At 71.1% G+C, this 21,260-nt stretch carries 16 protein-coding genes; 11 read left to right on the plus strand and 5 right to left on the minus strand.

All coding sequences use genetic code 11. The features are described from left to right. The first annotated feature begins 149 nt into the window (after window positions 1–149). The 10 genes from hppD (at window position 150) to CF165_RS12795 (ending at window position 13,016) form a co-directional block, all read left to right on the plus strand. Window positions 150–1,178 (plus strand): 4-hydroxyphenylpyruvate dioxygenase, encoded by a 1,029-nt coding sequence (gene hppD / locus CF165_RS12750; protein ID WP_439098504.1) that lies wholly within the window; start codon window positions 150–152, stop codon window positions 1,176–1,178. Further along, window positions 1,175–2,251, plus strand: a complete 1,077-nt coding sequence (locus CF165_RS12755) for an alpha-hydroxy acid oxidase (RefSeq protein WP_093947707.1) — start codon at window positions 1,175–1,177, stop codon at window positions 2,249–2,251. The genes hppD and CF165_RS12755 overlap by 4 nt, the downstream gene beginning before the upstream one ends. 63 nt (window positions 2,252–2,314) lie before the next feature. Beyond that, complete coding sequence (locus tag CF165_RS12760; protein WP_093947708.1) at window positions 2,315–3,673, plus strand: cation:proton antiporter; 1,359 nt, start codon at window positions 2,315–2,317, stop codon at window positions 3,671–3,673. 191 nt (window positions 3,674–3,864) lie between these two features. Further along, complete coding sequence (dpgA, locus tag CF165_RS12765) at window positions 3,865–4,965, plus strand: 3,5-dihydroxyphenylacetyl-CoA synthase DpgA (RefSeq protein WP_093947709.1); 1,101 nt, start codon at window positions 3,865–3,867, stop codon at window positions 4,963–4,965. Then, window positions 4,959–5,615: an enoyl-CoA-hydratase DpgB gene (dpgB, locus tag CF165_RS12770; protein ID WP_093947710.1), complete on the plus strand. Its 657-nt coding sequence runs from the start codon at window positions 4,959–4,961 to the stop codon at window positions 5,613–5,615. The genes dpgA and dpgB overlap by 7 nt, the downstream gene beginning before the upstream one ends. After that, on the plus strand, window positions 5,612–6,916 hold the full coding sequence (gene dpgC, locus CF165_RS12775) for a (3,5-dihydroxyphenyl)acetyl-CoA 1,2-dioxygenase DpgC (RefSeq protein WP_240521560.1): 1,305 nt from the start codon (window positions 5,612–5,614) through the stop codon (window positions 6,914–6,916). Before dpgB ends, dpgC begins: the two co-directional genes overlap by 4 nt. Further along, a complete protein-coding gene (gene dpgD / locus CF165_RS12780) occupies window positions 6,913–7,722 on the plus strand; it encodes an enoyl-CoA-hydratase DpgD (protein WP_093947712.1) in 810 nt (269 codons plus the stop codon). The genes dpgC and dpgD overlap by 4 nt, the downstream gene beginning before the upstream one ends. 107 nt (window positions 7,723–7,829) lie before the next feature. Beyond that, window positions 7,830–8,912 carry a 3-deoxy-7-phosphoheptulonate synthase gene (locus CF165_RS12785; RefSeq protein ID WP_093947871.1) on the plus strand — a complete coding sequence of 361 codons (1,083 nt, stop codon included), beginning with the start codon at window positions 7,830–7,832 and terminating at the stop codon, window positions 8,910–8,912. A 226-nt stretch (window positions 8,913–9,138) separates the two neighbouring features. Next, on the plus strand, window positions 9,139–12,186 hold the full coding sequence (locus CF165_RS12790) for an RICIN domain-containing protein (RefSeq protein WP_093947713.1): 3,048 nt from the start codon (window positions 9,139–9,141) through the stop codon (window positions 12,184–12,186). A gap of 200 nt (window positions 12,187–12,386) precedes the next feature. Further along, window positions 12,387–13,016 carry a glycoside hydrolase family 43 protein gene (locus tag CF165_RS12795; protein ID WP_500676258.1) on the plus strand — a complete coding sequence of 210 codons (630 nt, stop codon included), beginning with the start codon at window positions 12,387–12,389 and terminating at the stop codon, window positions 13,014–13,016. Window positions 13,017–13,091: 75 nt separating this feature from the next. On the opposite strand, the gene CF165_RS12800 is transcribed toward CF165_RS12795, so the two are convergent. The 5 genes from CF165_RS12800 to CF165_RS12820 form a co-directional block, all read right to left on the minus strand. Continuing rightward, window positions 13,092–16,745 carry a glycoside hydrolase family 3 C-terminal domain-containing protein gene (locus tag CF165_RS12800; protein WP_093947715.1) on the minus strand — a complete coding sequence of 1,218 codons (3,654 nt, stop codon included), beginning with the start codon at window positions 16,743–16,745 and terminating at the stop codon, window positions 13,092–13,094. A gap of 33 nt (window positions 16,746–16,778) precedes the next feature. After that, window positions 16,779–17,885 carry an endo-1,4-beta-xylanase XynA gene (gene xynA / locus CF165_RS54070; RefSeq protein WP_276209727.1) on the minus strand — a complete coding sequence of 369 codons (1,107 nt, stop codon included), beginning with the start codon at window positions 17,883–17,885 and terminating at the stop codon, window positions 16,779–16,781. Window positions 17,886–17,971: 86 nt separating this feature from the next. Next, window positions 17,972–18,667, minus strand: a complete 696-nt coding sequence (locus CF165_RS12810; RefSeq protein ID WP_093947716.1) for a hypothetical protein — start codon at window positions 18,665–18,667, stop codon at window positions 17,972–17,974. Then, on the minus strand, window positions 18,664–19,545 hold the full coding sequence (locus CF165_RS12815; protein ID WP_093947717.1) for an ABC transporter ATP-binding protein: 882 nt from the start codon (window positions 19,543–19,545) through the stop codon (window positions 18,664–18,666). Before CF165_RS12815 ends, CF165_RS12810 begins: the two co-directional genes overlap by 4 nt. Continuing rightward, a complete protein-coding gene (locus CF165_RS12820) occupies window positions 19,542–19,913 on the minus strand; it encodes a GntR family transcriptional regulator (protein ID WP_205660837.1) in 372 nt (123 codons plus the stop codon). The genes CF165_RS12815 and CF165_RS12820 overlap by 4 nt, the downstream gene beginning before the upstream one ends. 192 nt (window positions 19,914–20,105) lie before the next feature. Here CF165_RS12820 and CF165_RS12825 point away from each other — a divergent pair, with 192 nt between their 5' ends. Beyond that, window positions 20,106–21,179: a LacI family DNA-binding transcriptional regulator gene (locus CF165_RS12825; RefSeq protein WP_093947718.1), complete on the plus strand. Its 1,074-nt coding sequence runs from the start codon at window positions 20,106–20,108 to the stop codon at window positions 21,177–21,179. Window positions 21,180–21,260: the final 81 nt, after the last annotated feature.

Raw genomic sequence — 21,260 nt, forward strand, 5'->3', positions numbered from 1 at the left:
CGCTGTGGCCGTCCGCGGTGTCAACCGGACACCGTTGATACGCAAGGGGCTTGGAGCCATCCTGGGGAATGAGCGTTACTTCTATTTAACGGAGGAATGTCTTGACTTCCGATTCGACTGTCCAGAATTTCGAGATCGACTACGTCGAAATGTATGTGGAAAACCTCGAGGCGGCCACGTTCACCTGGGTGGACAAGTACGCCTTCGCCGTCGCCGGTACCGACCGGTCGGCGGACCACCGGAGCGTCACGCTGCGGCAGGGGCCGATCAAGCTGGTGCTCACGGAACCGACGTCGGACCGGCACCCGGCGGCCTCCTACCTCCAGACGCACGGCGACGGCGTGGCCGACATCGCGCTGCGCACTCCGGACGTGACCGCCGCCTTCGAGGCCGCGGTGCGGGGCGGGGCCGCCGCCGTGCGCGAACCCGTGCGGCTCGCCGACGCCGGCCCGGACGGCCCGATCGTCACGGCCACCATCGGCGGGTTCGGCGACGTCGTGCACACCCTGGTCCAGAGCGGCGAAGCCGCCGCACCGGAGTTCGCCGGCCGGAGCGGGGGAGACGTGGAGCTGCTCGGTCTCGACCACTTCGCCGTCTGCCTGAACTCGGGTGACCTCGGCCCCACGGTGGCGTTCTACGAGCGGGCCTTCGGGTTCCGGCAGATCTTCGAAGAGCACATCGTGGTCGGCAGGCAGGCGATGAACTCCACGGTGGTGCAGAGCGCGTCGGGTGCGGTCACGCTCACCCTGATCGAGCCCGACAGCAACGCCGACCCCGGCCAGATCGACGAGTTCCTCAAGGCCCACCAGGGGGCGGGCGTCCAGCACATCGCGTTCAACTCCGACGACGCGGTCGGTGCGGTCCGGGCGCTGTCCGGGCGCGGGGTGGAGTTCCTGAAGACTCCGGGGACCTACTACGACATGCTCGGCGAACGGATCGAGCTGCAGACGCACACGCTGGACGACCTCCGGTCGACGAACGTGCTCGCCGACGAGGACCACGGCGGCCAGCTGTTCCAGATCTTCGCCGCCTCCACGCACCCGCGCCACACCATCTTCTTCGAGATCATCGAGCGGCAGGGCGCGGGGACCTTCGGCAGCTCCAACATCAAGGCCCTGTACGAGGCCGTGGAGCTGGAGCGGACCGGACAGAGCGAGCTCGGCGCCGTCCGGCGATGACGTACGTCTCCCTGGCCGACCTCGAACGTGCCGCCCGGGACGTCCTCCCCGGCGAGATCTGGGACTTTCTCGCCGGGGGCAGCGGCGCCGAGGCTTCGCTGACGGCCAACCGCACGGCACTCGAACGGATCTTCGTGATCCCCCGGATGCTGTGCGACCTGACCGGCAGCACCACCGAGGCCGAGTTCTTCGGCCGGCGCGCCGCGCTCCCGATGGCGGTCGCGCCGGTCGCGTACCAGCGGTTGTTCCATCCCGAGGGCGAGCTGGCGGCCGCTCGCGCGGCTCGCGACGCCGGGGTGCCGTACACCATCTGCACCTTGAGCAGCGTTCCGCTCGAGGAGGTCGCGGCCGTCGGCGGCCGGGCCTGGTTCCAGCTGTACTGGCTGCGCGAGGAAAAGCGGTCGCTGGAGCTCGTGCGCCGGGCGGAGGACGCCGGTTGCGAAGCGATCGTGTTCACCGTGGACGTGCCGTGGATGGGACGGCGGTGGCGGGACATGCGCAACGGCTTCGCACTGCCGGAGTCGGTGACAGCGGCCAACTTCGACGCCGGAGCGGCCGCGCACCGCCGGACGCGCGGGGCCTCGGCCGTGGCCGACCACACCGCGCGCGAGTTCGCCCCGGCCACCTGGGAGTCGGTCGAGGCGGTCCGCGCGCACACGGACCTTCCGGTGGTGCTCAAGGGAATCCTCGCCGCCGAGGACGCCCGCCGTGCCGTCGAGGCCGGGGCCGACGGGATCGTGGTGTCCAACCACGGAGGTCGTCAGTTGGACGGCGCCGTACCCGGGATCGAGGTGCTGGGCGAAATCGCCGCCGAGGTCGCCGGCCGCTGCGAAGTGCTGCTGGACGGCGGAATCCGGACCGGCGGGGACATCCTCAAGGCGGCCGCGCTGGGCGCGTCGGGCGTGCTGGTCGGGCGGCCCGTGATGTGGGGGCTGGCCGCGGCGGGCCAGGAGGGTGTCCGGCAGGTGTTCGACCTGCTCGCCGCCGAGCTCCGGAACGCGCTGGGCCTGGCGGGCTGCGGCTCGGTGAGCGCGGCCGGCCGGCTGGGCACGAGGGTTCCCCGGTACGGCTGATTTCCGCGCGCCCGGCCCGTTCGATCCGCCCGCCCGTACGAAGTCCTTTCCCGAAGGAGGAAAATGCTGCACACCTTTGCCGCGGCGAGCGCGCCGGTCGCCCCGATCGCCGCGCACAGTCTCCTGGTCTTCCTGCTGCAGGTCGGCCTGCTGCTCCTGCTCGCCGTCGTCTTCGGGCGGCTGGCCGGCCGGTTCGGGATGCCCGCGGTCGTCGGTGAGCTGTTCGTCGGGGTGATCCTCGGTCCGTCGCTGCTGGGCTGGGCGGCGCCGGGCCTGCACAGCTGGCTGTTCCCGGCCGCCACCGAGCAGTACCACCTGCTCGACGCCGTCGGCCAGGTCGGCGTCCTGCTGCTGGTCGGCCTCACCGGCGTGCAGATGGACATGGGGCTGGCCCGCAAGCGCGGCCTCACCGCGGCCGGGGTCAGCATCGGCGGCCTGGTCCTTCCGCTCGGCCTCGGTATCGGGGCGGGTTACCTGCTGCCGAAGGTGCTCGTCCCGGAGGGCACCGACGTCACCGTCTTCGCGATGTTCCTGGGCGTGGCCCTGTGCGTCAGCGCCATCCCGGTCATCGCCAAGACACTCATCGACATGAAACTGCTGCACCGCAACATCGGGCAGCTCACGCTCACCGCCGGGATGATCGACGACGTCTTCGGCTGGTTCATGCTGTCCGTCGTCAGCGCGATGGCCGTCAACGCGGTCTCCGCCGGCACCGTGCTGACCTCGCTGGCCTACCTGGTCGCCATCATCGCCTTCTGCTGCACCCTCGGCCGTCCGCTGGCCCGGGGCGTGCTCCGCGTCGCGGCCAGGTCCGACGGCCCCGGGCTCACCGTCGCGACCGCCGTGGTCCTGATCTTCCTCGCCGCGGCCGGTACGCAGGCTCTCGGGCTGGAGGCGGTCTTCGGCGCGTTCCTCTGCGGCATCCTGCTCGGGACGGCGGGCAAGGTGGATCCGGCCAAGCTCGCCCCCCTGCGCACGGTCGTCCTGTCGGGACTCGCCCCCCTCTTCTTCGCCACGGCCGGGTTGCGGATGGACCTCACCGCGCTGACCCACCCGGTCGTCCTGCTCACCGGGCTGGCGGTGCTCGCCCTGGCCATCGCGGGCAAGTTCGCCGGCGCGTTCGCCGGCGCGCGGCTGAGCGGCCTGAACAAATGGGAAGGGCTGGCGCTCGGCGCCGGGCTGAACGCGCGGGGAGTCATCCAGGTCGTGGTGGCCATGGTCGGCCTGCGGCTGGGTATCCTCAGCGTGGAGGTCTACACGATCATCATCCTCGTCGCGATCGTCACTTCCCTGATGGCGGCACCGATCCTGCGGTTCGCGATGTCCAAAGTGGAGCAAACTGCCGAGGAGCAGGTCCGCGAGACCGAGCACCGGGCGTGGACCTCGCCGCCGGCGGCGAACCAGAACGAGCAGGTTCCCTGACGGCTTTCCCGTACCGATTTCGTGACCTCGGGCGGCCTTGGACGAGCTGGCCGCCGAGATCGCCCGAGGTTACTTTCGTTTGGTGGATGACCATTTTCGACGGCTGGAACTCGAAAGGTGAAAGCAATGGCCGTGTCGCAAGTCAAGCAGCTCCTGCGAAGCAAGCTCAGAACCTGGGGGTGGATGTACCGATGACTGTCGCCGTCGCACCGGCCGAGGACCTTTCCGTTCTCACCGGGCTCACCGAGATCACCAGGGTCGCCGGCGTGGGGACCGCCGTGTCCGCCACCTCCTACTCCCAGACCGAGCTGCTCGAAATCCTCGACGTCGAGGATCCCAAGATCCGCTCGGTGTTCCTGAACAGCGCGATCGACCGGCGTTTTCTCACGCTTCCCCCGGAAAGTCCCGGTGGGGGACGCGCGTCCGAACCGCAGGGCGACCTCCTCGACAAGCACAAGGAGATCGCCGTCGACATGGGCTGCCGGGCCCTCGAGGCCTGCCTGAAGTCGGCGGGAGCGACGCTTTCGGACCTGCGTCACCTGTGCTGCGTCACCTCGACCGGGTTCCTGACGCCCGGCCTCAGCGCGCTGGTCATCCGTGAACTGGGCATCGACCCGCACTGCAGCCGTTCGGACATCGTGGGCATGGGGTGCAACGCCGGCCTGAACGCGCTCAACGTCGTCGCGGGCTGGTCCGCGGCGCACCCGGGTGAACTCGGCGTCGTCCTGTGCAGTGAGGCGTGTTCCGCGGCCTACGCCCTGGACGGCACCATGCGGACCGCGGTCGTCAACAGCCTCTTCGGCGACGGGTCCGCCGCGCTCGCCGTGGTTTCCGGTGACGGGCGCGTGCCCGGCCCGCGGATCCTGAAGTTCGCGAGCTACATCATCACCGACGCGCTCGACGCCATGCGCTACGACTGGGACCGCGACCAGGACCGGTTCAGCTTCTTCCTCGACCCGCAGATTCCGTACGTGGTCGGGGCGCACGCGGAGATCGTCGCGGACCGGCTGCTGTCCGGCACGGGCCTGCGGCGCAGCGACATCGGTCATTGGCTGGTGCATTCCGGTGGCAAGAAGGTGATCGACTCCGTCGTCGTCAACCTCGGCCTCAGCCGCCACGACGTCCGCCACACCACCGGGGTTCTCCGTGACTACGGGAACCTTTCCAGCGGCTCCTTCCTCTTCTCCTACGAACGGCTCGCCGAAGAAGGCGTCACCCGGCCCGGAGACTACGGCGTCCTGATGACCATGGGACCCGGGTCCACAATCGAAATGGCGCTGATCCAATGGTGAACGGTGAACTGGTGCTCCGGCTCGACGGCGCGCGACCCCTGTCGGCCGCGTCGGTCGAGGAACTGGCGGCCCTCTGCGACTTCGCGGAAGACCACCGGGAACCCGGCCCGGTCACCGTCCACGTCTCGGGTGCCCCGCCCGCCGGCTGGGCGGCGGGCGTGACGGTCGGCCTGGTCTCCAAGTGGGAACGGGTGGTGCGCCGGTTCGAGCGGCTCGGCAGGCTCACGGTCGCGGTGGCGGCGGGCGACTGCGCCGGAACGGCGCTGGACGTCCTCCTCGCGGCCGACGTCCGGATCGCCGCCCCGGGCACCCGGCTGCTGCTCGCCGGGGCCGGCGGCGCGCCCTGGCCCGGGATGACCGTGCACCGGCTCACCCGGCACGCCGGGGCGGCCGGCATCCGGCGGGCGGTCCTGCTCGGCGCCCCGATCGACTCCGATCGCGCGCTGGCCCTGAACCTGGTCGACGAGGTCTCGGCGGACCCGGCGGCGGCGCTGGCGGCCCTCACCGGGACGGCCGGTGCCGTGGACGGCAAGGAGCTGGCGATCCGCCGCCAGCTGGTGTTCGAAGCCGGCTCGACCGCTTTCGAAGACGCCCTGGGCGCCCACCTCGCCGCGGCGGACCGGGCCCTGCGAAGGGAAACCGCGTCGTGACGGCCGCACCCATGACGTCTCCGCCGCGGCCGCGGCTCGACCGCCCGGCCCTGGCGGAGGCAGCCGGCCGCGTCGACGACCTGCTCGCCGAACTCCCGCCGCCGCCCGCCCGGACTCGTGAGCAGCGCGATGCCGCGGCTTCAGCGCTGGACGGGATCCGGGCGCTGCGCGCGGACTACGTGGCGGCACACGCCGAAGCGATCTACGACGAACTCACCGACGGCCGGTCCCGGTCCCTGCGCATCGACGAACTCGTCCGGGCCGCCGCCCGGACCTTTCCCGGCCTGGTGCCCACGGACGAGCAGATGGCGGCCGAGCGCGCGCGGCCGCAGGCGGAGAAGGACGGCCGGGAGATCGACCAGGGCATCTTCCTGCGCGGCATCCTGCGGGCGGCGCAGGCCGGCCCGCACCTGCTCGACGCCATGCTCCAGCCGACGCCGAGGGCGCTGAAGCTGCTCCCGGGGTTCGCCGAGTCCGGCGTGGTGCAGATGGAGGCGGTCCGGCTGGAACGCCGGGACGGCGTCGCGTACCTGACCCTGTGCCGGGACGACTGCCTCAACGCCGAGGACGCCCAGCAGGTCGACGACATGGAGACCGCGGTCGACCTGGCGCTGCTCGACCCGGCCGTGCGGGTGGGGCTGGTGCGGGGCGGGGAGATGAGCCATCCCCGCTACCGGGGGCGCCGGGTGTTCTGCGCGGGGATCAACCTCAAGAAGCTGAGCTCGGGCGGCATCCCGCTGGTCGATTTCCTGCTGCGGCGGGAACTGGGCTACATCCACAAGATCGTCCGCGGTGTGGTCACGGACGGCTCGTGGCATTCGCGGCTGACGGACAAGCCGTGGATCGCGGCCGTCGACTCCTTCGCCATCGGCGGCGGGGCGCAGCTCCTGCTCGTCTTCGACCACGTGCTGGCCGCGTCCGACGCCTACTTCAGCCTGCCCGCGGCGAAGGAGGGGATCATCCCCGGCGCCTCGAACTTCCGGCTCTCGCGGTTCACCGGGCCCCGCGTGGCCCGGCAGGTGATCCTCGGCGACCGCCGGATCCGGGCGGACGAACCGGACGCGCGGTCCATTGTGGACGAAGTTGTCCCGCCGGCGGAGATGGACGCGGCGATCGATGCCGCGCTGGCCCGCCTGGACGGGGAGGCGGTGCTGGCCAACCGGCGCATGCTGAACCTGGCCGAGGAACCGCCCGGGCAGTTCCGGCGGTACATGGCCGAATTCGCCCTGCAGCAGGCGCTGCGGATCTACGGCGAAGACGTGATCGGCAAGGTCGGCCGGTTCGCGGCGGGCTCGGCATGAGCGGCGACCGGGTGCGGTACGAGAAGAAGGACCACGTCGCCTACGTGACGCTGGACCGGCCCGACGTGCTGAACGCCATGGACCGGCGGACGCACGAGGAGCTCGCCGGGATCTGGGACGACACCGAGGCCGACGACGACGTCCGGGTGGTGGTGCTGACCGGCGCGGGGACGCGCGCGTTCTCCGTCGGCCAGGACCTCAAGGAACGCGCGCGGCTGAACGAGGCGGGTGCGCAGGCCACAACGTTCGGCAGCCGGGGCCAGCCGGGGCATCCCCGGCTGACCGACCGGTTCACCCTGTCCAAGCCGGTGGTCGCCCGGGTGCACGGCTACGCCCTGGGCGGCGGCTTCGAGCTGGTGCTCGCCTGCGACATCGTCATCGCCTCCGACGACGCGGTGTTCGCGTTGCCGGAGGTCCGCCTCGGCCTGATCCCCGGGGCGGGCGGGGTGTTCCGGCTGCCCCGGCAACTGCCGCAGAAGGTGGCGATGGGGTACCTGCTGACCGGGCGCCGGATGGACGCCGCGACGGCGCTGAAGTACGGGCTGGTGAACGAAGTCGTGCCGCCCGAAGAACTGGACCGGTGCGTCGCGGAATGGACCGACAGCCTCGTGCGCGCCGCACCGCTGTCCGTCCGCGCGATCAAGGAGGCCGCCCTGCGGTCGCTCGACCTCCCCCTGGAGGAGGCGTTCACCGCCGCCTACACGTGGGAAGAGCGCCGCCGGCGGAGCGAGGACGCGATCGAGGGCCCCCGAGCCTTCGCCGCGAAACGGGACCCGGTCTGGACCGGGGAGTACCGGCCGAGCTGACTCGGCTGTTCGGTGGTTTCGAGTGAGGATGGTGCGGAGATGTCGGTGACGATATTCGCTGTGACGGCGCGAGGGAGCCGGGCCACGGCCGGGCTGGGGTGGCCGCGATGACCCACACCGTCGCCACGATCGAGCTCGACAACCAGCGCATCGACCGGATCGTCCCGCTGGTCACCCCGGCCCTGCTGCACCACGAAATGCCGCTCAGCGCCACCGCGGCCGAGACGGTGCGAAAGGGCCGCGAGACCGTCGTCCGCGTCCTCGACGGCACGGACGACCGGCTGCTCGTGATCACCGGGCCGTGCTCCATCCACGACCCCGCCGCGGCGCTCGACTACGCCGGCCACCTCGCCGCGCTCGCCGGCGAGGTCGCCGACGACCTGCTGGTCGTCATGCGCGTGTACTTCGAGAAACCCCGGACCATCGGCGGCTGGAAGGGGCTCATCAACGACCCCCACCTCGACGGCACCGGCGACGTCAACCACGGGCTGCGCACCGCCCGGCACCTCCTGCTGGAGCTCGCCGAACGCGGCCTGCCCGCGGCGTGCGAATGGCTGGACACCACCATTCCCGCGTACTTCGCCGACACGGTCTCGTGGGGCGCCATCGGCGCCCGCACGGTGGAAAGCCAGAACCACCGCATGCTCGCCAGCGGCCTGTCCATGCCCGTCGGCTTCAAGAACCGCCGCGACGGCGACATCACCGTCGCCATCGACGCGATCCGGGCAGCCGCGGCACGCCACGTCCTGCCCGGCGTCGACCCCGGCGGCCTGCCCGCCATCCTGCACACGGCGGGCAACCCGGACTGCCACGTCGTCCTGCGCGGCGGTGACACCGCGCCCAACCACGACGCCGCGTCCGTCCACAAGGCACTGACCGCGCTGGAGGCGGCGGGCCTGCCCGGCCGGGTGGTGATCGACGCCAGCCACGACAACAGCCGCAAGGACCACCACCGCCAGCCCGCCGTCGCGGCCGAGATCGCCGGCCAGGTCGAGAGCGGACGGCACGGCATCGTCGGAGTCATGCTCGAGTCCAACCTCCGCGCCGGCCGCCAGGACCTCCAGCCGGGCCGGCCGCTGACCTACGGCCAGTCCATCACCGACGCCTGCATCGACGTCCCCACCACCCGGACGGTCCTCCACGGCCTCGCGGCGGCGGCCGCCGCCCGGCGAAGGCTCGGCACGCGCTGAGCCGTGGACCTCGGGCGAGCCGGGACGCCCGGGTTCGCAGGGGTCTCGCATCCGTCACCTGTACTCAGTGGACAGTGGGCGCGGCCGAGCATTGCCGAAGCCCCGCCCATCGGCCCGGCTGTGGACCGTGCGGGGTCGCTCTCAGTGATGCTGAACGACCTCTTCCCCCCGCCGAATGTGAGCGCTAACATTCCGCTCGCCCGTCATCGAAGAGGGGACCGGTCCCATGCGTCAGCCCAGTTCGCCGTTCCGTCGCTTCACGAAATTGTCGATGGCCGCCGCGATGGTGACCGCCGCCGCGGTGGCGGTGCCGCCGGCCGCCACGGCGTCGACACCTTCGACGGCCGCCACGGCACCGGCCCCCGACGGCGTCGCCGCGGGCAACGCCGCGCTCGCCTCGGTGGACCTCGCCGGTCAGTGGAGCTTCACCCCGGCCGGAAAGGCGGCCACGTCGATCACCGTGCCCGGCGGCGGGTGGTACAAGCAGGGCTTCACCGACGTGTCGGAGGCGGTGTACTCCCGCACGGTCACCGTGCCGGACTCCGGGCAGCCGCAGTCGGCGTGGATCGAGTTCGGCGCGGTGAACCACCAGGCGACGCTGTCGGTCGACGGCCGGGTGGTGGCCACCCGGACCACCGCCTTCACGCCCTCGAACTTCGACATCAGCGCCTACGCCGCGCCCGGCACCACGCACACGATCAGCGTCGACGTGAAAGGCCGTGGGGCGCTGAAGAACCCGGCGAACGGCAAGTACGTCGTGCCCGACGCCGCCGAGTGGTCGGAGGCGGTTCCGCAGGGCATCTACCGGTCCGCGACCCTGCGGGTGTACCCGGCCGTGTACGTCAGCGACACGTTCGTCCGCCCGTCCGTGGCGAACCAGACGCTCAGCTACGACGTGTCGGTGGCCAACACCTCCGGCAGCGCGCGGTCGGTGACGCTGACCGGTGCGCTCGCCTCCGACAACGGCGCTTCCTTCAGCTATCCGGCGTTGCCGGGCCGGACGGTCACGGTGGCCGCGCACTCGACGGCGACGGTCACCGTCGGCCCGGTCGCGTGGACGGCCGGTGCCGCCTCCTACTGGTGGCCGAACGTGCCCTACCGGGCGGGTTACCGGGCGCAGCTGCACCGGCTCTCGGTGCACGCGGCGACCGACGACGGCCACACCAGTGACGCGAGCTACCGGTTCGGCTTCCGGGAAAGCACCCAGAACGGCGAGTACTACTACCTCAACGGCGTGCGCGTGAACCTGCGCGGCGACAACCTGCAGGGCGCCGACTTCGACCGGATCGACAACGGCGGCAAGGGCGACGCCTACGACACCCTGCCCGGCTTCCTGCCGCCTTCGGCGGGCAACGGCGGCTGGCCGCAGGCGGTCGACAACTACCAGCGGCTCAACTACAACGTGGTCCGCGTCCACCAGGAGCCGGCCAGCCCGTACATGCTCGACGTCGCCGATGAGCTGGGCCTGATGATCATCGACGAGTCCGGCATCCGCGGCTCGAACGGCCTGCAGGACTTCGTCGCCGGGCACGACAACATGGTGGACCACGTCCGCGCGCTGACCCTGCGCGACCGCAACCACGCCGCCGTCGTCCGCTGGAGCCAGTCCAACGAACCGGACCTGTCCGGCTTCGACTCCGAGCAGTTCGAGAAGGACCTCTACGCCGCGATGAACGGCGCCGACGGCACCCGGCCGATCAGCGTCGACTCGGGTCCGGGGCAGCCGGCGAACCCCTACCCGGGCATCACGTACGCCAACTTCGCCACTTTCGGGCACTACCTCGACGGCCTGGGCAAGTACGGCGACCGCCTGCAGCCGGTGACCGGCAGGCCGGATGGCGAGGGCGAGTTCATCTGGCCGGCGTGCAACACCAAGCAGGGCTTCGAGTGGTTCGCCACGGCCACGGCGGCCAAGCGCGGCAAGGACGCCGCCGACCTGCGGCCCTACACGCTGCTGTCCGGCTGGACCGGGTTCGTGCCCGGGGTGCGGACCACCGACTTCACCCCGGAGGAGGGCGGCCACCCGATCTACGGCGCGGACAACCTGGCCGACCCGTGGAGCAACCCGCAGATCCAGCGCATCCAGGCCGCGTTCAACCCGGTCGCCGCGATCGACCTGCCCTACTGGGCGGCTTCCGGTGCGTCCGACGCGAACGGCACCTTCCCGCTCGCGCAGTCGGCGGACTCCTACCCGTACACCAGCGCCGTGACCCGGAACGTCACCGTGTTCAACGACGACCTCGGCGGCACCGCCGTCGGCTTCTCCTGGACGGCCCGGCTCGACCGGCCGGACGGCCCGGTCGTCGCCTCCGGCACCGAGAACCTCACCATTCCGCTCGGCTCCCGCGTCACGCGTCCCGTTTCGTTCACCACCCCGGCCAGTGGCACGCGGGTGTACCTGCAGCTGACCACGACGAAGTCGGGCAGCACGACGTTCAGCGACAACGTCCAGTTCTTCGGCCTCGGCTCGCCGACGTCCACTGTGGACGATGCGAGCACCGCGGTGACCTACAGCGGCAGCTGGGGGCACGCGACCGGCGAGCCGGGCACGTACGCCGGAACCAACTCCTACAGCGACGTCACGGGTGACACGGCGACGTTCGGCTTCACCGGCACCGGAGTCACGCTGCGCGCCGTCACGGCCCCCGAGCACGGCATCGCGGGCGTGTCCGTCGACGGCGGCGCCGAGACGCTCGTCGACGAGTACTCCGCGGCGCGCACGGGCGACGTCGCGGTGTGGACGAGTCCCCGGCTGGTGTCCGGCAAGCACACGATCCGCGTACGGGTCACCGGCACGCAGCGGACCGGGGCGGCGCACGACTGGGTCACCGTCGACCGGTTCGAGGTCACCGACCAGCCCGTGGCCGGCACGAACTACCGGATCATCAACCGCAACAGCGGAAAACCGCTCGCCGTGGCGGGCGGGTCGGCGGCCGACGGCGCGCCGGTGGTCCAGCAAAGCGGTGCCGCCGCCTGGACGCTCGGCGCCGTCGGAGGCGGGTACACCCTGCGCAACACCGGCACCGGCAAGGCGCTCGACGTCAACGCCTTCTCCACCACGGTGGGGCTGCAGCTGCAGCAGTGGACCGCCACCGGTGCCACCAACCAGCAGTGGTACCTGCGGTCCACCGGGGACGGCTACTACACGATCGTCAGCCACGACAGCGGGCTGGTGGCGGACGTGTACGGCTTTGACACCGGCGACGGGGCGAAGGTCGTGCAGTGGAACGCCACGGGCGGCGCGAACCAGCAGTGGCAGCTGGTCCCGGCCTGACCGTCTTGTCCACAATGGACGAAAATGCGGACCGAGGAGGGAACGCATGCGCGGGTTCCGGACCATCGTTTCGGCACTGCTGATCGCCGGGGGACTGGTGGCTCCGGCCGGCCCGGCGGGAGCCCACCCGCCGGGTAGCCGCCGGGTTCCCGCCACCGCAGCGGGTCGTTGCCCTGGCTCAGGGCGAGGTAGACCTGCTCCTGGTCCAGGTCGCGCCGGAGACGGCGGGCAACGTCTGGGCGCCGGAGGCGTTCTACGACCCCATGCGCGGCGCGTACGTGGTGTTCTGGGCGTCCACGATCTACCCGGCCGACGACCCCGGTCACACCACGACGTCGTACAACCGGATCATGTCCGCGACCACCCGCGACTTCCGGACGTTCAGCGAGCCGAAGCCGTGGTTCGACCCGGGGCATTCGGTGATCGACTCCACGGTGATCCGGCACGACGGCGAGTACTACCGGTTCTCCCAGGACGACCGGGGCCCCGGCGGCGGTGGCTCGACGCCGTGCGGCCGGTACATCACCGAGGAGAAGTCCAAGGTGCTCACCAGCCGCAGCTACGACCTGGTGAAGGAGTGCGTCGGCCAGGGCGCGATCGTCGGCGGCGAAGGCCCGCTGGTGTTCCGGTCGAACACCGGGAAGCGGTGGTACCTGTTCATCGACGAGTACGGCGGCAAGGGCTACAAACCGTTCGAGACCACGGACCTGGCTTCGGGCGACTGGCAGCCGGTGGCGGACGCGCAGCTGCCCGGCAAGCCCCGGCACGGCACGGTCCTGCCGGTGACGCGGGCCGAGTACCAGCGGCTGGCCGCGGCCTCCCGGCCTTGACGGACTGAAGCCCACCGGCGCCGTGGGGGTCGTGAGTGGCAAGGCGGGTTCTCACCCGCCTTGCCACTCACGACCTCAGCCGATGGCCAGGGTGAAGATGTGCATCGCCGCCGTGCCCATCGGCGCGCCGTCGCTGACGTCCGGCAGCGTCACGTACTTCACCGTCTTGCCCGGCTGCAGCGGTATCGGCGCGTAGTACAGGCTCACCCGCTGGTCCAGCCGTCCGTTGCTGTTGTTGAGGTACGGGAGGGTGGTGAGAATGTCGCCGCCGGTCGCCGCGTTGGCCCACCAGTCCGCGAAGCTGACGGTGTGGGACTCGGTGGTGCCGTCGGTGTAGGTCACCGTCGCGGTGCCGCTCGGGCTGCCGTAGTCGCCGGCGCCGATCAGGCCGAGAGTGTGCCCGGAGCCGGAGATCGCGATGGTCTGGCCGCCGCCCGCCCCGCCGGCGACCACGTTGTCCGGGCTGCCGGGCTGCGCGTCCGGCCAGGTGAACGTCAGCCCGTCGTGGGTGAACGTCGCCCCCGGCGTGAGGCTGGGCGTCGCGGCGGCCAGTGCCTGCGCGGAGAAGCTGGCGTTGCCGCCGTCGAAGTTGCCCGCGCCGGGCGTGGCGTCGTCGCTGATGCCCACGTTGTTGTACGCCGCGGGGAACGACGGGTACGGCGGATGCGGCAGCAGCACGGTGGTCGCGTCCACCGAGTTCCCCGGCCCGTTCACCGAGGTGAACGTGGCCTGCGCCGACACGTCGAACTTTCCGGGTTGCGCCGAGGCCGGGACGCCGACCTCCCAGGTGGTGCTGACGGTCCGGCCGGCCGGCACGACCGGGAAGGTGGCCGGCGAGGTGGCCTTCACGGTCCAGCCGCTGGGCACGGACAGCGTCATCGTCACGTCCCGCAACGGCCGGGCCCCGGCCGGGTTCGGCAGCGTGGTGGTGACGGGGTAGGTCGTGCCCGCCTGCACCTGCGCCGGTGCGCTGAGCGAGAACGGTTGCTCGACGACCACGGGCGTGGTGCCGGTGACCCCGTCGACCGTGACGCTGATGGTCGCGACGCCGGGCGCCACCATGGTCACCTTGCCGGTCCGGCTCACCTGGGCCACGCGCGGGTCGCTGCTGCGGTAGCCGACCCGTTTGCGCCCCAGGTCCACAAAGGACTGGTCGTTGTTCACGGCCTCGACGACGCGGTCGGCCGGCACGTGCTGCGCGGCCTGGGCGGTGTCGTCGGCGATCCAGGGGTTCTTGGCGGTCAGGTCGAGGGTCTGGCCCGGTGCGAACACCACCTGGCCGGGCTGCACGGTCACGTACTGGGTCTTCGGCTTGACGGTTCCGGTGACGGCCACCGTGGCGGTGCCGGCGAGGTGGCCGGCGTCGGCACCCACCCCGAACCGGTAGGCACCGTTGTAGACGACCTCGCGGTGCTTGCCCTCGTCCCAGAACGCCAGGTCGCCGATCCGCACCGGGATGGCCAGGTGCTGGGTCCGTCCGGGCGCCAGCACGCCCGTCTTCTCGAAGCCGGCCAGGCGCTGGCGCGGCAGCTCCACCCCGGGCACGCCGAACGCCGTGGCGGCGTAGAGCTGGGCGACGGTGGCACCGGGCGTGCTGCCGGTGTTGGTCACGTCCACGTGCACGGTCACCCGCCCGTCGGCGTCGACGCTCCTGGTGTCGGCGTGCACGTGCGAGTAGGCGAACTTCGTGTAGGACAGGCCGTACCCGAACGGGTACGCCGGTGTGCCGGTGAAGTACTGGTAGGTGCGGCCGAGGCCGCCGGTCTGCGACGGCGTCAGCCCGTAGTTCTTCATGTCCGGCAGCTGCGTGTCGTCGGCGTACCAGGTGAAGTTCAGGTGCCCGCTGGGGTTCTGCTTGCCGAACAGGACGTCGGCCAGCGCGGTGCCCTGGCTTTCCCCGTTGTAGCCGCTGAACACGATGCCCGGGAAACCGTCCTTGGCGTGGGCGAGGGAAACGGCGCCGCCGGACTGGACGGCCAGCGCGGTCCGCGGGTTGCCGGCCGCCTTGACCTGGTCGAGCAGGGAGTCGTAGTTGCCCGGCATGGCGATGCTCGTGCGGTCCCGGCCCTCGGTGGCCACGTTCCCGTCCGTCCCGGCGACCACCACGACCAGATCGGCGGTCTTGATCGCGGAGAGCGTCTCCGCCGAGCAGGTCGCCGCCGTCGTCGTGCCGGTGGAGGTGCCGCACGCGTCGAACGTGACCGTGGCGGCCGGGTTGGCCGCCTTGACCGCGGTCGTGATGCCCTGGACCGCGTTCACCTGCAGCGCGGGTTCGCCGGAGTAGCCGCCGAGGGTGACCTTGCCCGCGAGGTCGCCGACGACGACCACGGAGCCGAGCTTCGCCGGGTCGGCGGGCAGCAGCGGCGCGGCGGTGCCGGGGACCGCGTCGTTCTTCAGCAGGACCAGCGAGTTGGCGGCGACCTTCTCGGCCAGTGCCTGGTGCTCGGCGCTCTGGATGACGTCCTTGGTGATCTTCGTGTAGGCGACCCGGTCCGGCGGGTCGAACTCGCCGGTCTGCATGCGCGTCGTGAACACGTGCACCAGCGCGTTGTCGAGCACGCCCTCGGACAGCACCCCGGCCTTGATGGCCTCCTGGATGTTGGCCACGGTGGCTTCCGTGCCGGTGCAGTTGAGCTGGGTGCCCGCGCGCAGCGCGTACGCCTGGCCACCGGCGGCGCCGGAGACCTGCTGCCCGGTCGCGGTGTTCGTCCACTGCGTTCCGGCGTTGGCGGTGGCCGTGGTCCAGCCCGGTGGCGCCCAGTTGTGGCTGCCCGGCGCGTAGACGTCGCCGACCGCGCCGCAGTCGGACGTGGTGTAGCCGTCGAAGCCGTAGGTACGCTGGGCCAGCTCGTTCGCCGTGTACGTGTCGGCGGGCGACGGCGTGCCGTTGATCGCGTTGTACGACGTCATCAGGCCGGACACGTGCGCGTCCTGGATCAGGTGCCGGAACTGCGCGGTGTAGTAGTCGCGGAGGTTGGCCTCGGTGGTGTCCGAGGAGTCCGCGTGCCGGTCGTTCTCGACGTTGTTGAGCGCGTAGTGCTTGGCCGTGGCCGCGACCTTGAGGTAGGGCGTCGTCGGCCGGCCGGAGGCGGTCTGGCCCTGGTAGCCGTTCACGAACGCGCCGGCCATCTTCGAGACGAAGTAAGGGTCTTCGCCGAACCCTTCGTCGGTGCGGCCCCACCGCGGGTCGCGGTCCAGGTTCACCGTCGGCGCCCAGTAGGTCAGCGACCCGTAGTTGTTCTTGTCCGGGCCGATGTTGTTCTGCGCCACGCCCCACAGCGACTTGTCCAGCATGCCGCGGGCCTCGTCGGAGATCGCCGTGGTCTCCTGGTGGATCAGGCCCGCGTCCCAGGACATCGAGCTCGCCAGGTTGGTCGGGAAGCTGGTGGCGTGCACCCCGCCGGTCGCCGTGCCGTGGTCGGTGTTCGCGCCGAGCGTGTTGAGCCCGTGCTGGCCCTCACTCCAGTACGTGTACTGCTGCACGCCCAGCCGCGGAATGGCCGGCGCGCTGTTGGTGCGCAGCTGCAGCACCTTTTCGCCGAGCGTCATGCGCGAGACGAGGTCCGCGGCCCGTTCGGCGAAGCTGTAGTGCGTGTCGCGGTAGACCGGCAGCGCGGCCGAAGGCGGCGGGGCCGCCCACGCGGCCGGGACGAGCGTGGCCGCGGTCGTCGTGGCGGCGAGCAGGGCAGCGGCGGCGAGGCGTGCCCGCCGCCGGAGGAGCAAGGACATCGGATCTCCGTGGTGTCGGTGGTGCCGGCCGTCTTACCCGAGGGTCCAGCGCTGGTTGCTCTGTCCGTTGCAGGTGCCGAGGTCGACGAGCGCGCCGTCGGCCGTGGAACCACCGGTCACCTCGAGGCAGAGTCCTGATTGGACTCCGGTGACGGTGCCGTTCGAATTGACGGTCCACTGCTGGTTGGTACCGCCGTTGCAGGACCACGTCTCGACCTTGGTGCCGGGGCTGGTCTGCTTGTTGTAGGCGTCCAGGCAGAGGGTGGTGCCGTTCATGGTGGCGGTCAGCTGACCCGACGAGGTCCGGGTCCAGGTCTGGTTGGCGCCACCCCAGCAGGAGTAGATCTGCAGCTGCGCGCCCGGCGTCGTCGAGGAGTTCGGCACGTCGAGGCACTTGCCCGCGCCCGCCGCGCGCAGGGCGCCCGTCGTGCCGTTGTCGCTGCCCCCACCGAGGACGATGTTCGAGTTGCCGCTGCTCTGGTAGCCCTCGGTCGCGAGGATCATGTAGTAGCTGAAGCTGCCGAGCGGCATGCCGGCGCGGGCCCACGCGTCGAAGTGGTTGCCGGTGGTGATGGTGCCGCCGGTCCGGCGCTGCTGCCGCACGCTCCAGTACTGGTTGAAGGTCTTGTTCCCTTCGACGGAGGGCGCGTTGTAGCGGGTCGTTTCGTAGATGTCGTAGGTGCCGCCGTCGCTGGTCACGGTGCCCTTGTAGGTCCCGGTCGGCCGGTAGCTGCCCCAGTTGTCGACGATGTAGTACTCGACGAGCGGGTTGGACGTCCAGCCGTAGAGCGACAGGTAGCTGTTGCCGGAGGGGTTGAAGGAACCGGAGTAGTTCACCGCCATGCGGCTGCCGTTGGCCCAGCCGGTGCCGGCGACGAAGTTGTTGACGTTGCTCCAGCTCGTGCTGTAGTTGCCCCCGGAACCGAGGGTCATGCAGGCGGATCCGCCGCCGGCGGTCCAGAACGAGAAGTAGTAACCGTTGCTGTTGCCGGTCTGGCTCGAACAGATCGTCCCGGCGGCGTGGGCGGTGCCGGGCAGGACGACCGCCGCGAGCGTGAGCACCGCGGAAAGCACGACGGCACGGGCGACGCGGATCAGGCGCCGGGCTCCGCCGCGACGCTTGGAATGGACAGGACGCACGTGCCTCTCCTTCGCCTTGGCTGAAGGAGATTCTTGCGTCACCGTTCCCCGGAGTCCAACAACCGTGTGAAACTTTCAGGCGCCCGTCAAGTCGTCGCGCGGCGGAGCATCAGCCAGGCCGCGCCGCCGAACGCCAGCGCGAGCACGAGCGGAATGGCGGCGAACAGCGTGAGCGACGGCTGGTCGCCGAGGAAACCCGCGATCGGGGGCCACCAGTGCTGGGCCGTCACGAGGACCTTCATTCCGGCCAGCACCGCGGCGCCGCCGATGACCGCGAGGTAGATCCCGGTTTGCCGCCAGCGCTGGAAAACCACGCCCGCCAGCACGAAGATCGCCGACGTGGCGACGATCGGCCCGGTGTAGGCCGCCCACTGCGTGAGCGGGCCGTCCTGGCGCAGGGCGCCGAGCCCGAAGATCCGGGCTTCCCGGCCCCAGCCGCCGGTCAGCCGCTCGACGGCGTCGAACGCCACCAGCACCAACGCCAGCAGCAGCGCCTGTGCCGTGACGACCAGTGCCGTCGCCGCGGCGAACTTCCGGCGCGTCACCCCCAGCCCGAGGGTGAAGGGGAAGACCTGGGTCATGGTCTGCAGGTGCGCGGGTGCGGCCATCCCGCAGAGCACCGGCAGGAGGAAGATCTCGTGCGGTCCGGTGGCGGCCTCGCCGTTGGCGAGGTCGATGCCCAGGCCCAGCAGGGGCATCGCGACCACGATGGCCAGCGGGTAGGCGAGCAGGGCCGGCCAGTTGACCAGCTGGATGCGCGCGACGTCGAGCACGCGTGTCATCGGGGTTCCTTTCCGGCGGCGACCGGCCCGCCGTGGCGTTGGGTGGTGCGGACGACCAGCTGCTGCAGGGAAACCGGCTCGAAGTCCAGCCCGGGGCCGGCCCGGTCCGGCGCGCCGGTGAGGGTGACGCGCAGCGAGCTTCCGATCCGTTCGCGGTGCAGTTCTTCGTATCCGGCGGCGAAGCGCTCGACGGCGTCGGCGGGCCCGGTGACCGCGACGGCCTCGCCCCGCAGCGACTCGGCGTCGGCGTCGATGAGCACCTGGCCGCGGTCGAGCAGCACGACGTGGTCGATGAGGTCGCCGACCTCGTCGATCAGGTGCGTGGAGAGCACGATCGTGCGCGGGTGTTCGGCGTAGTCGGCGAGCAGCCGGTCGTAGAACAGCTGGCGCGCGACGGCGTCGAGACCGAGGTACGGCTCGTCGAACAAGGTCAGCGGCGCCCGCGAAGCCAGCCCGATGATCACGCCGACGGCCGAAAGCTGGCCGCGCGAGAGCTTGCGGAGCAGCCGACCGGCCGGGACGGCGAAGTCCGCCAGCAGCGCCGCGGCGTAGGAGCCGTCCCAGTTCGGGTAGCACAGTTCCGCGGCCCGCAGCGCGTGCTTCACCCGGAACTTTTCCGGGTAGTGCTGGCTTTCCTTGACGAAGCAGACCCGCGAAAGCACACCGGCGTTCTCGCACGGGTGCTGCCCGAAGACCTCCACCGTGCCGCTCGTCGCGAAGTCCTGCCCGGTGAGGATCTTCATCAGGGTGGTCTTGCCGGCGCCGTTGCGCCCCAGCAGGCCGTGGATGGAGTTCTCGGCGAGCTCCAGGCTCACCCCGTCGAGGGCGGCGAGGGCGCCGAAGCGCTTGGTCACCCCGGTCGTGCGCACCACGTTCATCGCTGCGGCTCCCAGACGTCGATCAGCTTCTTGATCTCCTCGGCGTCCATGCCGAGCTTGCCCGCCTCCGCCATCAGCGGGGCGACGTACTGCCGCGCGAAGTCCCGGCGCCGCCGATCGAGCAGCTGCGCGCGCGCATCCGTGGCGACGAACATGCCGATGCCTCGTCTCTTGTAGAGGATCCCGTCGGCGACTAGCTGGTTGATGCCCTTGGCCGCGGTCGCCGGGTTGATCCGGTGAAAGGCCGCGAGCTCGTTGGTGGAGGGCACCTGCGTGTCCGCGGCCAGGCTCCCGTCGACGATCGAGTTCTCGATCTGCTCGGCGATCCGGAGGAACAGCGGCCGCCCGTCGTCCTTCACGCCGACCACCGCGCGGTGCGGTTCGTCGGTTCATTACTCATGTAATGAACCATGGAGGCTCGGAGGAGTACTTGTCAAGCGTGAGCCGATTCGTTATCTCGTCGGGGTCTTGACGGGCGGGGTTGTGACTGCGTAGACATGTCAGCGCAGTCACACGGCTCACCAGGCATGACGCCGGGCGAGCGAGGACCGGGAGAAGCAATGACGCGATCGAGCCGGAGCGGGAACACGTCCGCACCCAGCAGCAAGGACGTGGCCTTGGCCGCCGGCGTCTCGCAGAAGACCGTTTCCCGCGTCTTCAACAACGAGCAGTACGTGTCCGCCGACGTGCGCCGCCGCGTGCAGGCCGCGGCGGAGGAGATCGGCTACCGGCCCAACAACGCGGCCAGGGCGCTGGCGTCCGGCCGCACCCGGTCGATCGGGGTGGTGACGCTCGGGACGGGGCTCTACGGACCCGCGTCCCTGCTCGTGGGCATCGAGCGGGCGGTGCAGAACGCCGGTTACGCGCTGCGCGTGGTCAGCACACTCGAGGGCGACCCGTCGGGTGTCGCCGGCGCCGTCGAGTCGCTGCTCGAGCAGGGTGTCGACGGGATCGTCCTCTCCGAGCCGATCGACGAGGGACCGCTTTCCCTGCAGGTCGACGTCCCGGTCCTGGTGTTCGGGGCCCCGCCGTCGCTGGACGCCCCGCGGATCATCACCGCGGGGGTGGTCTCGGAAGAGCTGGCCCGGCTCGCCACGGACCACCTGCTCGACCTCGGGCACGAAACCGTCCACCACATCGCGGGGCCGCGGCGGTGGTACGCGGCCCGGGACCGCGCCGAGGGCTGGCGCAAGGCGCTGCGGGCCCGCGGCGCGGTGGAGCCGCCGGTCGTCGACGGGGACTGGTCGGCCCGGTCGGGCCACGCCGCCGGGAAGGCGCTGGCCGGCGACGACGTCACCGCGGTCTTCGCGGCCAACGACGACATGGCCATCGGGCTGATCCGCGCGCTGCTCGACGCGGGCAAGCGGGTTCCCGGGGACGTCAGCGTCGTCGGCTTCGACGACACCCCCATCTCCGCCTACGTGACCCCGCCGCTGACCACCGTGCGGCAGCCGTTCGACGAGATGGCTTCCACGGGACTGCGCCTGCTCGTGCACGCCATCGAACAGCCGCGAGCGGGCGATCTCGATCCCGGGCAGCCGCCGATCGAAATCCTCGTCCGCTCCTCCACCGCCCCGCCGCGGTCCCGGACGACCTCCGGGCACGAGCGGACCGCGATTCCCGCTCGGGAGTGAACCCGGGCCGACCGCCCGGCTCCCCTCCACCGTTTCCCCGCCTTCGCTCGATTTCGCGGCGTGTCCGGCACGCCGTGCTCA

Source organism: Amycolatopsis vastitatis, assembly GCF_002234595.1.
In the GTDB taxonomy this organism is placed as follows: domain Bacteria; phylum Actinomycetota; class Actinomycetes; order Mycobacteriales; family Pseudonocardiaceae; genus Amycolatopsis; species Amycolatopsis vastitatis.

Bases quoted from the DNA above. Each gene is read 5' to 3' on its own strand.
- hppD (WP_439098504.1), top strand. From the start codon at position 150: ATGTATGTGGAAAACCTCGAGGCGGCCACGTTCACCTGGGTGGACAAG.
- CF165_RS12755 (WP_093947707.1), top strand. From the start codon at position 1,175: ATGACGTACGTCTCCCTGGCCGACCTCGAACGTGCCGCCCGGGACGTC.
- CF165_RS12760 (WP_093947708.1), top strand. From the start codon at position 2,315: ATGCTGCACACCTTTGCCGCGGCGAGCGCGCCGGTCGCCCCGATCGCC.
- dpgA (WP_093947709.1), top strand. From the start codon at position 3,865: ATGACTGTCGCCGTCGCACCGGCCGAGGACCTTTCCGTTCTCACCGGG.
- dpgB (WP_093947710.1), top strand. From the start codon at position 4,959: ATGGTGAACGGTGAACTGGTGCTCCGGCTCGACGGCGCGCGACCCCTG.
- dpgD (WP_093947712.1), top strand. From the start codon at position 6,913: ATGAGCGGCGACCGGGTGCGGTACGAGAAGAAGGACCACGTCGCCTAC.
- CF165_RS12785 (WP_093947871.1), top strand. From the start codon at position 7,830: ATGACCCACACCGTCGCCACGATCGAGCTCGACAACCAGCGCATCGAC.
- CF165_RS12790 (WP_093947713.1), top strand. From the start codon at position 9,139: ATGCGTCAGCCCAGTTCGCCGTTCCGTCGCTTCACGAAATTGTCGATG.
- CF165_RS12800 (WP_093947715.1), bottom strand. From the start codon at position 16,745: ATGTCCTTGCTCCTCCGGCGGCGGGCACGCCTCGCCGCCGCTGCCCTG.
- CF165_RS12810 (WP_093947716.1), bottom strand. From the start codon at position 18,667: ATGACACGCGTGCTCGACGTCGCGCGCATCCAGCTGGTCAACTGGCCG.
- CF165_RS12815 (WP_093947717.1), bottom strand. From the start codon at position 19,545: ATGAACGTGGTGCGCACGACCGGGGTGACCAAGCGCTTCGGCGCCCTC.
- CF165_RS12825 (WP_093947718.1), top strand. From the start codon at position 20,106: ATGACGCGATCGAGCCGGAGCGGGAACACGTCCGCACCCAGCAGCAAG.